Annotated in this window: 7 protein-coding genes and 1 tRNA gene; 4 read left to right on the top strand and 4 right to left on the bottom strand. The window is 66.9% G+C overall.

The genetic code is table 11. The annotated features are described in order from the left end of the window. Position 1: 1 nt before the first annotated feature. A complete protein-coding gene (locus tag QNO08_RS13115; RefSeq protein WP_229965015.1) occupies positions 2-1,072 on the bottom strand; it encodes a ThiF family adenylyltransferase in 1,071 nt (356 codons plus the stop codon). 242 nt (positions 1,073-1,314) lie between these two features. Here QNO08_RS13115 and QNO08_RS13110 point away from each other — a divergent pair, with 242 nt between their 5' ends. After that, positions 1,315-1,953 (top strand): M48 metallopeptidase family protein, encoded by a 639-nt coding sequence (locus tag QNO08_RS13110; protein ID WP_229965016.1) that lies wholly within the window; start codon positions 1,315-1,317, stop codon positions 1,951-1,953. Between the two features lie 123 nt (positions 1,954-2,076). Here QNO08_RS13110 and QNO08_RS13105 read toward each other — a convergent pair whose 3' ends face one another. Continuing rightward, positions 2,077-3,585: a zinc-dependent metalloprotease gene (locus tag QNO08_RS13105; RefSeq protein WP_229965070.1), complete on the bottom strand. Its 1,509-nt coding sequence runs from the start codon at positions 3,583-3,585 to the stop codon at positions 2,077-2,079. Positions 3,586-3,909: 324 nt separating this feature from the next. On the opposite strand from QNO08_RS13105, the gene QNO08_RS13100 reads away from it, so the two are divergent. The 3 genes from QNO08_RS13100 to QNO08_RS13090 all read left to right on the top strand — a co-directional run bounded on the left by QNO08_RS13100 (position 3,910) and on the right by QNO08_RS13090 (position 8,513). After that, complete coding sequence (locus QNO08_RS13100; protein ID WP_229965071.1) at positions 3,910-5,124, top strand: YlbL family protein; 1,215 nt, start codon at positions 3,910-3,912, stop codon at positions 5,122-5,124. Between the two features lie 234 nt (positions 5,125-5,358). Further along, complete coding sequence (locus tag QNO08_RS13095; RefSeq protein WP_442860472.1) at positions 5,359-8,373, top strand: UPF0182 family membrane protein; 3,015 nt, start codon at positions 5,359-5,361, stop codon at positions 8,371-8,373. Between the two features lie 63 nt (positions 8,374-8,436). Then, positions 8,437-8,513: transfer RNA gene (locus tag QNO08_RS13090), tRNA-Met, on the top strand. Positions 8,514-8,750: 237 nt separating this feature from the next. On the opposite strand, the gene QNO08_RS13085 is transcribed toward QNO08_RS13090, so the two are convergent. Together QNO08_RS13085 and QNO08_RS13080 are read right to left on the bottom strand one after the other, a co-directional pair. Then, positions 8,751-9,491: a PspA/IM30 family protein gene (locus QNO08_RS13085; RefSeq protein ID WP_229965072.1), complete on the bottom strand. Its 741-nt coding sequence runs from the start codon at positions 9,489-9,491 to the stop codon at positions 8,751-8,753. Between the two features lie 69 nt (positions 9,492-9,560). Next, positions 9,561-11,603 carry a TPM domain-containing protein gene (locus QNO08_RS13080; protein ID WP_229965073.1) on the bottom strand — a complete coding sequence of 681 codons (2,043 nt, stop codon included), beginning with the start codon at positions 11,601-11,603 and terminating at the stop codon, positions 9,561-9,563. Between the last annotated feature and the right edge of the window lie 74 nt (positions 11,604-11,677).

The following is an 11,677-nucleotide window of genomic DNA, read 5'->3' as shown; positions in this document are numbered from 1 at the left end:
GTCAGGATGCCTGCGCGGGGGAGTCCCTTTGCTGCAGACGGCATCCGCAGTCCGGATGGAAGGACAGCCTTTTCAGTCCGGGATAGCCGTCGGCTGCGCGCAGCACCACCACCGCGGACCACGTGGCCGGCTGGACCACGCCGTCCAGGAACGCGAGCACCTGCCCGGCGGCGGCACCGGCGGCGGCAACGGCCCCGGCGGTTTCCTCCCCGGCCGGCGCGGCGTCGATCTGCTGCCGCCCGAGGGCATCTGCCGCGGAATACCAGGTGCTGTCGCCGTCGGCCAGCTGCCGGTCCAGGCACTCCAGACACGGGGTCAGCCCGGGAACAACCAGGGGACCGACGTCGACGCCGGTTTCCTGGACGGTGACCGCGAGGTGCGGATGTTCCATCGCCGGAACACCGGCAGTCCGCCCGGCAATGGGCGGGGTGCCCACCCAGACTGACAGGTCCAGGTGCGCCGGCCGCGGTCCGGGATTCAGGGTGTTGGCGGTGAGGACCTGGATCGTGGGGTCCAGGCGGTAGATGTGCCGCTTCACTGCCTGCGCCCGCAGCATGCCCTGATCCGTCAACGGATAGCCCGGCCCGACGTCGGCGGGGAGGACGGCGCCCGGATCGGCGAGCATCAGCGTCCCCACCCCCGCTCCGGCCAGGGTCCGGGCCAGCAGTGAGCCGATCCGGCCGAGCCCGTTGATTTCCACCGCAGCCCGGGATCGCCGCCGGACGATCATTGAGCCGTTCACGCGGTACGCGGCCGAGAGCCGGGTGCTGTCGGCGGCCAGCCGTTCCAGGCGCAGTGCCGGAACTGCAGGGTCGGCGGAACCGGCGGTGTCGGGGAAGGGCAGCAGGATGGCGGACAGCGCCTGGGTCAGGGCCCGGGCCCGTTGAGAGGGCACTGAATGACTGCGTGCTGCTGCCGATTCCGTGCCGTCGGGCAGCCCGTCGCGGAGGTCGGCCAGAAAGGCGAGGTCGCTGTCCCGCAGACCGCGCAGGACCAGGGCGTCCGGTCCCAGACCGTACTGCCGGGCTGAAGACGAGAGCGCCAAGACGTGAAGCCCGGGATTGATCCGCATGGGACCTCCTGCAGTGGATAGCCGGTCCGGCAGCAGGCGGGGATGGCCTGTGAGGCCATCTTGGCACGCGCGCCATCCGGGTTGGCAGGTTATCCACAGGGGCCGGGGCACCCCGGCGGCTCGCCTAGGGTTAAGGCATGCCTATAGGAGACGCGCGCCGCTCGAAACACCGTCAGGAACCGGGGCCCGGCACTCTGCCTTCCCCTATGCCTTCCCCCGTGCCGTCCGCTCTGCCTTCCCCTATGCCTTCCCCCGTGCCCTCGGTGACCAGTACGGGAATTCCGATCGAAGTCCGCCGCTCAGCCAAACGCCGCCGGACGGTGAACGCCGCCTTCCGCGACGGAAAGGCCGTGATTTCGATACCGGGCCACTTCACGAAGGCCCAAGAAGCGGAATGGGTCCGGCGGATGGTCACCCGGCTGGAGCAGCGCGCGGCACCGGTGCCGCCGTCCAATCCGCAGGCCCAAGCGGGGGAGCTGGCCGGTCGGGCTGCCGAGCTGTCCCGGCGCTACCTGAACGGAGCGGCGCAGCCGGTGTCGGTACGGTGGGTGACCAACCAGAATTCACGCTGGGGATCGGCCACGCCGGCCCGAGGAACCATCCGGCTTTCCGACAAGCTGCAGGGCATGCCCGCCTGGGTTGTTGACTATGTGCTGCTGCACGAGCTGGCACACCTGATCGAAGCTTCACATTCAGCCGCATTCTGGCGCTTGCTGGAGTCCTACCCGTACACGGAAACCGCCAAGGCCTACCTCCAGGGGGCGGCCTTCGCCAGCTCCCGGGGACTGGAGGGGGCCATGCAGGAAGACCAGGGCGCTGACGAGCCCGTGGTGCCGGATCTTGGCGACGACGCTAGGGGCGACGCCCAAGGGCCCAGCTGACGCCGACCAAATGCTGATGCCGAAGGACCCCTGATCAGGGACGCCGCTTAACGCAGCGGGCCCGGCCGCCGAAAGGCTGCCGGGCCCGCTGCGGGCTTACGCTGGTGCGGTCAAGCGGTGCGGTTAGGGCCGAGGCTGTCCGCCGGCACCCGGATCGGTGTCGTCACCGTTCTCGTTGCCGTCCCCGTTCTCGGAATCGGTGCCGTTGGCAGTATCGCTGCCGTCAGTTCCGTTGCCGTCGGTTGTGGTGTCGGCAGTTCCCTTCTCGCCATCGGCGGCGTCAGGGTCCGGCGTATCAAACCCGCCGTTGAGGAGTCGCTCCAAAGCGGCATCGACGTCGGAATCCGAGGCGTCCAGCAGCTCACGCCGCTTGCTGAAGCCCTTCGGATCATCCAGGTCCTTGGCCGTGGGCATGAGGTCCGGGTGCTCCCACACGGAATCGCGGCCCTCGATGCCGCGCTCCTCCCGGAGCTGCGACCAAAGGGTCGCCGCGTCCCGGAGCCGGCGCGGACGCAGCTCCAGGCCCACCAGCGAGGAGAAGGTGTGCTCGGCGGGACCACCGCTTGCCCGGCGGCGGCGGATCATTTCGCGCAGTGCGGCGGCCGACGGCAGATTGACCGTTGCGGCTGCCGTGACTTCGTCGACCCAGCCCTCCACCAGGGCAAGCGCTGTTTCGAGGCGTTCCAGGGCTGCGTCCTGCGCCGCCGTCCGCTCCGGCTGGAAAACGCCGCCGGAGAGGGCTTCCTGAATGGACTCAGGGTTGGACGGATCCAGGTCCCGGGCAACTTCCTCGATCTTGGAAATGTCGATGTGGATGCCGCGGGCGTAGCTGTCAACGGCGCCGAAAAGGTGTCCCGCCAGCCAGGGAGCGTGGGCGAAGAGCCGGGCATGCGCAGCTTCGCGGACGGCCAGGTAAAGCCGGATCTCCGTTTCCGGGATGTCCAGGCCTTCGCCGAACTTGGCGACGTTGGCCGGCAGCAGCGCCATGGTTCCGCCCGCGAGGGGGAGGCCAATGTCGGTGGAGCTGACGACTTCCTTGGACAGGGCGCCGACAGCCTGGCCGAGCTGGATGGCAAACATTGCGCCGCCCATGTTGGCGAGCATGGAGGATGCTCCGCCCATCATGGACTTCATCTCTTCAGGCATCTGGGTGCTGATCGCGTTCGACAGCGCCTGGGAGATGCTGACGGCAACGGGTTCGGTGAGCCGCTTCCAGGAATCCATGGTGGCTTCCACCCATTCCGCCCGGCTCCAGGCCTGGCCCAGCGCCGAAATGGAAGCGAAATCGGTCACGGGATCCAGCCACAGCTGGGCGACGTGCAGCGCCTCGTCCACCTCCTTGCTCTGCGCGGGCAGCACCGAGGGATCGCTGTCCGTGGCGGCAACCCTGCGGGCATTGTCCTTGGCAAGCTGCCAGTTGACCGGGCCTTCCGAGGGGGCGCTGAACATGGCCTGGACCTGCTGGAAGATCATGGCCATGGCGTTGGGATCGGAGGGCAGGCCGGCTGCTTTGGCCAGCTCCTGCGGATCCATGCCGCCGGCGCCGGCGCCGGCTCCGCCGAACAGTCGGGCAAGCATTTCGGAGAGCGGATCCTGGGGCGTGTCCCCGGGATCGGAAGGGTTGGAGCTCATGGATACCACCGGTCCTGTGGAAGATTGACGTGCATAACGCGGAACAGGCAGCCCGCGGTTGGCGGCCCTGGCTGCTCCGGACCACGGGCCGCTGAATCACGGACCATGGTTTCCTTACGTTACCGGCAGCCCGGGACGCCTGTCCTGTATTCACCGGTTCGTTCGCTGATGGCAAAGCCCTAAGCGCGCTGGCGCCCGCGGGGAACCCGCGGGGAAAGGGCCCGCGGGCGTAAGCTGGGGCCAGTATCCGCCGTATCAGCCTCGTTAGCCGTTTCAGCCTTACCGAGCTGCCTCGGGTTCCCACCTTCAGAAAAGGTTGGCCACTTGCGCCCCTCAGACCATCCGCACGACCCTTCCGTTTCCAGCGCCCGGGCCGCGGGTCCGTACCCGGGGCAGGGCGGGCTTCCCGCGGTTCCGGCGCCGCTGCCGGACGGAGCTTCCGGACCTTTCAGCGGGGGGCACCGTCCGGACCCGCGCTCGCGGGCGCTGCTGGTGACGGGCGCGCTGACCCTGGTGCTGGGAGCCGTTGCACTGTTTCTTCCGGCGCCGTATGTGGTGGAATCTCCCGGTCCCACCTTTAACACGGTGGGCACCGTGGAGACGGCTGAGGGGGAGGAGGCGCCGTTGATCGAGATTGAGGGGGCGCCCACGTACCCCACCAACGGAGAGCTTGACCTGACCACTGTCTACGTGGCCGGCGGACCGGGCACCGCCATGAGTTTCCTGGAAGCCGTCGGCGCGTGGCTAAACCCGGAGGACGCCGTCGTGCCGCAGGAATTCGTCTATCCGCGCGGAACCACCGGTGAAGACATCGACCAACAGAACGCGGCCGCCATGACCTCTTCGCAGGAGGCGTCAGTCGCGGCGGCGCTGCGCGAACTGGACGTGGCCTTCAGCGAGGACCTGTCCGTGGCCGAACTGGTGGATGGCTCGCCCGCCGCCGGGGTGCTGGAGGCCGGAGACACCCTGCTCAGCGTGGGCGGCACTGACATTGACGGAATAGACACCCTGCGCGAGGAACTGCAGGCCAGCGGCGGGGCTCCGGTGGAGATAACGTTCCGGCGGGACGGCCGGGAACAGACGGGAACCGTGACGCCGGTGCTCGGCGATACCGGCAGCTACCAGCTCGGAATCTTCCTGGCCACCAGCTTCGAATTCCCCTTCGAGGTCACGATCGCCCTGAACGACGTCGGAGGCCCGTCCGCCGGCATGATGTTCGCGCTGGGAATTATTGACCGGCTGACCCCCGGGGAACTGACCGGGGGCAAGCACTTTGCCGGAACCGGAACCATTGACTCGGCCGGAAATGTCGGAGCCATCGGCGGCATCCAGCAGAAGATGGTGGGCGCGTCCGACGCCGGCGCTGAGTTCTTCCTGGCTCCGGCGGACAACTGCGGTGAAGTTGTCGGGCACATTCCGGAGGGGCTCGACGTCGTACGCGTCGCCACGCTGGACGAGGCACGCACCGCGGTTGAGGCCCTGGCCGGCGGAACGAGCCCCGCGGAGCTCGCACAGTGCACCGCGGACCAGGAACCCTGACCCGAGGCGCCTGCATGAGCCAGTGACCTGGATCCGGCCGGAAAAGGACTCGGGCCAGGCCGCGGCCCATCACGATCGTGAAAAGGTTCTTTCGCAAAGGCGGGGTTAGTGGCCCCGTGCGAGGAAGACAAGGCAGAATGAGAAAGCACGGCAACTTGCGGAGGGGACAGCAAAAATGTCCTGCAGCACCCGTTGCAGGGGCCGTGGACCGACGCACCGAACGATGAGGTAACAGTGACTTCCGGACCAAACGGCCCATTCTCCCGACCAAGCCCCAGTACGGGCACCAGCCCCGGCAAGCGGCGCGGCCCGAGCCCCCTGATCGCCACGCTGATCGTGGTGGCGATCCTTGTGATCGGCTTCGTGTACTTTTCGCAGGTTTATGCGGATGTCCTCTGGTACAACCAGCTGGGCTACCTCGAGGTCTTCGTCAAGGAAAACCTGACCCGCATCGCGATGTTCCTCAGTGCCTTCATCGTCATGGCCGGCTGCGTTTTCTTCAGCATCCGGGCGGCCTACGCATCGCGGCCCGTGTATGCACCCGACAGTGCGCTGCAGGACAACCTGAACCGTTACCAGGCGCAGCTTGAACCCGTCCGCAAGCTCCTGATGATCGGCATCCCCGTCGTTGTCGGCGGCTTTGCCGGCACGGCGGCCATGTCCATGTGGCAGCAGGTGCTGCTGTTCCTGAATCGCCGCGAGTTCGGCCGGAAGGATCCGGAATTCGGCCTGGACTTCAGCTTCTACCTCAACACCCTGCCCTTCCTGGGCTTCATCGTTGGCTTCCTGATCAGCGTTGTGGTCATCTCCGGCATCGCCGGGCTGCTGACCCACTACCTGTACGGCGGCATCCGCCTTGAGGAAAAGGGCATCTTCACTTCGCGGCAGGCACGCATCCACATCGCGGTCATCGCCGCGGCCTTCCTGCTCCTGCAGGCTGCCAACTTCTGGCTGGACCGCTACAACACCCTGCTGAGCACCTCCGGCACCTGGACCGGCGCCCTGTACACGGACGTCGAAGCGGTCATTCCCACCAAGACCATCCTGACCGTGGCCTCCGTCATCGTGGCCCTGCTGTTCATTGTGTCCGCCTTCATCGGCCGGTGGCGCCTGCCGATCATCGGTACGGCCATGCTGATCATTACGGCCATCGTGGCCGGCGGCGTCTACCCGTGGATCGTCCAGCAGTACCAGGTCAAGCCCTCGGAACTGAGCAAGGAAGAGCCGTACATCCAGCGCAACATCGAGCTGACGCGCGAGGCCTACGGCCTGGACGAGACCGAGGTTACCGAGTACAAGGCCACGGTTGAAGCCAACGCCGGAGCGCTCGCCAAAGATTCCGGCACCACCTCCAACATCCGCCTGCTGGACCCGAACGTGGTGTCCCCGGCCTTCTCGCAGCTGCAGCAGTTCCGCCAGTACTACCAGTTCCCGGAAACGCTCAACGTTGACCGTTACGACATCGACGGCGAGATCCAGGACACCGTGATCGCGGTCCGTGAGCTGAACACCGACGGCGTGCCCGACGGCTGGGTCAACGAACACATCCTGTACACCCACGGCTACGGCGTGGTTGCCGCCCGCGGCTCCACCGTCCAGGCCGACGGCAAGCCCAGCTTCATGGAATCCGGCATTCCGTCCAGCGGCGTGCTTGGGGACTACGAGCCGCGGATCTACTTCGGCGAATCCTCACCCGACTACTCGGTAGTCGGAGCGCCCGAAGGGTCCGCACCGCAGGAAATCGACCGCCCGCAGACCGGCGACTCGGACACCGAGTCCCAGACCACGTTCGACGGCGAGGGCGGCCCGAGCGTGGGCAACCTCTTCAACCAGCTGGTCTACGCCATCAAGTTCCAGTCCACCGAGCTCCTGCTCTCGGACGCGATCAACGAAGAATCCCAGATCCTCTACGACCGCGATCCCCGCGAACGCGTGGAGAAGGTTGCGCCGTACCTGACAGTAGACGGCAACGCCTACCCCGCCGTCGTGGACGGCCGGGTCCAGTGGATCGTGGACGGCTACACCACCAGCAAGTACTTCCCGTATTCCACCCAGCAGGAACTTCAGGCCGCAACCACTGACTCCCTGACCACCGGTGCTGCGGCGCTGCCCGCCGACCAGGTCAACTACATCCGCAACGCGGTGAAGGCCACGGTGGACGCCTACGACGGCTCCGTCACGCTCTACGCCTGGGATGACCAGGACCCGCTGCTGCAGTCCTGGCAGAGTGTCTTCCCGTCCACGCTCAAGCCGTACAGCGAGATGTCAGCTGACCTGATGGCGCATGTGCGCTACCCGGAGGACCAGTTCAAGGTCCAGCGCGAGCTCATGGGCAAGTACCACGTCACCAACGCTGATTCGTTCTTCAAGAACGACGACGCCTGGAGCGTTCCGAACGACCCCACGGTCACCAACTCCGAGGTCAAGCAGCCGCCCTACTACCTGTCCCTGCAGATGCCGGGCCAGGACGAGACCGCGTTCTCGCTCACCACGCCGTTCATTCCGTTTGTCTCGCCCAACGGCGAGGCCCGCAACGTGCTCTACGGCTTCCTGGCCGCAGAAGCGGATGCCGGCACCGGCGAGGACGGGGTCAAGAGCGAGGACTACGGCAAGCTCCGGCTGCTCTCGCTGCCCACCGACACCGTTGTACCGGGTCCGGGCCAGGCACAGAACCGGTTCAACTCCGACCCGACGGTCTCGAACGCACTGAACCTGCTGCGCCAGGGCGCCTCCGAGGTCATCAACGGCAACCTGCTCTCCCTGCCCGTGGGCGAGGGCATGCTCTACGTGCAGCCGGTCTACGTCCAGTCCTCCGGCGACGCTTCCTATCCGACGCTGCAGCGCGTGCTGGTCAACTTCGGTGAGAAGGTTGGGTTCGCCCCCACACTGGACGAAGCCCTGAACCAGGTCTTCGGCGGCGACTCAGGTGCCATCACCGGTGACTCCGAGAATGTTGGCCAGACGCCCGCTCCGGGCCCGGGAGAGGTACCGGGCGACACCAGTGCCGAGGCCGACCTGGCCGCCGCACTGGCTGATGCCGGAAGCGCCATCCAGGAGGGCCAGTCCGCACTGGCAGCCAACGACTTCGCCGCCTACGGCGAAGCGCAGGACAAGCTCAACGCGGCCATCCAGAAGGCCATCGCGGCCCAGGAAGCCATGGAAGCAGCCGCCGGGGAGGCCGACGGCGCCGCCACAGAGGGCGCGGAGGGCGCAACCCCCGCACCCACCGAGGGCACCCAGGGCGACTAATCGGGAAGCGGAAGCAGACGATTTGCGGCTCAGCCCCGCGGCAGGTAGAGTTAACTATCACGCCGCGGGGTGGAGCAGTTCGGTAGCTCGCTGGGCTCATAACCCAGAGGTCGCAAGTTCAAATCTTGCCCCCGCAACCACATAGCGGCATTGGCATCATCAGGAAGTCCCGATCGGCAGAAATGCCGGTCGGGACTTTCTGCGTTGCCGGGACTTTTTGCCTTGGGCGTCTTTGCCTCCTCTGGCGCAGTCTCCTCTGCCGTGCTCTGGTCCTTGAAGCGCAGCGGGGGAGCCGTGCCGGAAACAGCAACGGGCGGCACTCCAATGGAGTGCCGCCCGTTCGGCCGGCTTGGCCGGCGCCGCCGGCTTAGCCGGTGCTAGTTCTGTTCGAGGGCCGACTGTCCGGAGCCGGAGCTCTTCAGCGCGGCCAAGCGGGCCTCGACCTCGGTCTGCTCGCCCAGGTCCTCCAGGCTTTCGAACTGTGCGTCCAAGCTGGAAGAGGCCAGTTCATTGGCACCGCGGACGCGGGCTTCTTCGCGGCGGATCTTCTCTTCGAAGCGGCCCACCTCGGAGGTGGAATCCATGACGTCGATGCTCTTCATGGCTTCGTGCATCTGGGTCTGGGCGTGGGCGTTGCGCGCACGGGCGATCAGTTCGTCGCGCTTGCTCTGCAGCTGGTTCAGCTTGCCCTTCATCTGATCCAGGCCGGTCTTGAGCCGTTCCACGATCTCTTCCTGCGAAGCGATGGTGGGCTCGGCGCCCTTGGCTTCGTTTTCAGAAGCCATCTGCCGCTGGATGGCAACCTTGGCGAGGTTGTCGAACTTCTGTGCGTCGGCGGTGTTGCCGGCAGACCGGAATTCGTCGGCCTTCCGCGATGCGGCCAGCGCCTTGTTGCCCCAGTTGCGCGCGTTCTGGATGTCTTCGTTGTAGTCGTCCTGAAGCATGCGCAGGTTGCCGATGGTCTGGGCGACAGCGCTCTCAGCCTCGGCAATGTTGTTGCTGTAGTCCCGGACCATCTGGTCGAGCATCTTCTGCGGGTCCTCGGCCTGGTCGAGGATGGCGTTGATGTTCGCCTTGGCGAGCTGGGTGATACGTCCAAAGATTGACTGCTTTACCACGATGTCTGCCTTTCGGTTTTTGGTTACGAATTTGGAAAAAAGTGTTGGAGCCATCAGCGGAACGTGAACCTAGAAACTTCCGCCGCCGCCGTCAAAGCCGCCGCCGCCCCCGCCGAAGCCGCCGCCTCCGCCGAAGCCGCCGAAACCGCCGCCGCCCCAGCCGCCGCCTCCTCCTCCGCCACGGAGGATGGAATCGATGAGGATGCCGCCGAGGATGGCTCCGCCAAGACCCGAACCGCCGCCGCGTCCTCCATACATGCCGCCGCCGCCGAAGCCGCCGCCACCCATGCCGCCGAAGCCGTCGACATCCTGCTGGGCCATGTCAGCTGCCTGCGCCGCCAGCGCATTCGCCTGCTGTGCATAGGCGAGGGCGCTCACGGGATCCGAGGACTGCAGCGCGATGGCCTGCTGGAGGTTCCGCTCTGCCTCAGCGAGCCGGGTCCGTGCCTCGCTGCCGACACCGCCGCGCCGGGCGCGGATGTAGTCGGAGGTGCCGGAGATCTGGGCCTGGGCAGACATGACTGCATGCTGGAGAGCATCCCTGGCCCGGCGTTCCTGCTCCTGCCGGTCGCGGATGCCCTCCAACGCGCGGTCCAGCTGCGCATTGGCAGTCTCCAGGCGCCGCAGCAGTTCAACCGGGTTGTTCTTGGTCGAGGATTCGCTGTCGATGGCGGACAGGGCCGCCTCGACGCCGGCAACCGGGCCCGCGAGGCCGTTGTTGCCTCCGTTTGCGGCGAAGGCACGGGCCTGGGCCAGATCCTGCCGGGCATCAGCCACCGCGCGCTGCAGCTCGCCGCGGGCCGAGTCCAGTTCCCGCCCGGTCTTCTCAATGGCGTCGAGCAGCACGTTGGTCTGGTGCACGCTCTCTTCGGCGGCGCGGACGGCAACCACTGCCGACGCCGTGTCGCCCTCGTCGAGCTTCGCGGAGGCGGCTTCCGCCGCGTTGTCCACGAATTCCAGCCGCTCGCGGGCCTGCTCGATGTTGTCGGAAACCTGGGTGAGGGCCGAATCCGCGTAGCGCTGGCGAAGCTCGGCCAGGGAGCGTTCGGCCGCCCCCAGCCGGCTGGCCGCCGCCTGGGCGTTCCGGCGCGCGTCGGCCAGGGCGGCAGGCGCGTTCTTCTCCAGTTCACGCAGTTTGTCGAAGTCTTCCTTGTGCGCCTGCAGGGAGGAGTTCACTGCCTCGCACCGCCGGATGATGTCCTTGAGCCAGGTCCGCTGCTGGGCCTCGGTGTCCGGAATGTGGTCGTCCAGCTGCTGCTGCATCTTGAAGGATTCACTCATGTGGGTTTGTGCCGCGGCGAGGTCTTCGGTGAAGGTCTTCACGGCCTCGTCGCCGTAGGAGGCCATCGCGAAGTTAAGCTCCTGCTCGCTGGACTTGATGGCGTCGTCGGCGGCAATCAGGAGGCTGCCGGCGCGCTTGCGGAGATCCTCCACGCTCAGCTCGTCAAGGGGATCGGTGGGCGGGGCATCCTCGGCGCGGGCGGGGCCCGCCGTGACGGCACCCTGGCGTCGGCTCCGGACAAACAGGAATGCGGCGCCGCCGCCGAGCAGGATGATGCCTCCGATGAGGAGGACCGGGGCGAGGCTGGCGCCGGCCGAGCCGCCGGATGAGCTTCCGCTCCGGCCGGTCTCCAGCGCGTCGGCGGTGTTGACCGCTGCTGCGGCCCAGTCGGACGAGGTGATGGTCTCCTTGCCGAACAGTTCGTCGGTGGCCGCGGCCACCATCGCCTCTTCATGCTTCTGCGTCAGGACGGTGTCCTGGGGGGCAGAAACCTGCAGCTGCCGGCTCTCCGTGGCGATGCTGAGCAGGACCTCGCGTTCACCCATGTTCCTCTGCGCGACCACCTGGTTGCCCCAGGCCGCGGGATCAGAGGGATTGCTGAACTCGTCCACGTAAACCACGAACAGGGTGTAGCCGCTGTCCTGCCGCGTCTCGGAAATCGCGTTGCGGACCTCGTCTGCGTCCGAACCCAGTACACCGGCGTCGTCGACCACAAACTGTCCCGGCGGAATGGTCACGGGCGGCACGGCAGAAGCAGCCGTGGCCGTACCCAGCACCGCCGTGACACTCAAACCCAGCACGGCCGCTAGCCGCTTGGTCTTCAACCGCATAAATTGTCCTCAGGTTCGTAATGGCATCTGACTGATCCGCCGCGCTCCGCCGGACCCGTCAAATCCCTTTCGGG

The organism is Arthrobacter sp. zg-Y820, assembly GCF_030142155.1.
Classification (GTDB): Bacteria; Actinomycetota; Actinomycetes; order Actinomycetales; family Micrococcaceae; genus Arthrobacter_B.
This window is presented reverse-complemented; position numbering and strand designations above follow the sequence as displayed.

Excerpts from the sequence above, each read along its gene's own strand:
- QNO08_RS13080 (WP_229965073.1), bottom strand. The coding sequence starts at position 11,603 with ATGCGGTTGAAGACCAAGCGGCTAGCGGCCGTGCTGGGTTTGAGTGTC.
- QNO08_RS13115 (WP_229965015.1), bottom strand. The coding sequence starts at position 1,072 with ATGCGGATCAATCCCGGGCTTCACGTCTTGGCGCTCTCGTCTTCAGCC.
- QNO08_RS13105 (WP_229965070.1), bottom strand. The coding sequence starts at position 3,585 with ATGAGCTCCAACCCTTCCGATCCCGGGGACACGCCCCAGGATCCGCTC.
- QNO08_RS13110 (WP_229965016.1), top strand. The coding sequence starts at position 1,315 with ATGCCTTCCCCCGTGCCCTCGGTGACCAGTACGGGAATTCCGATCGAA.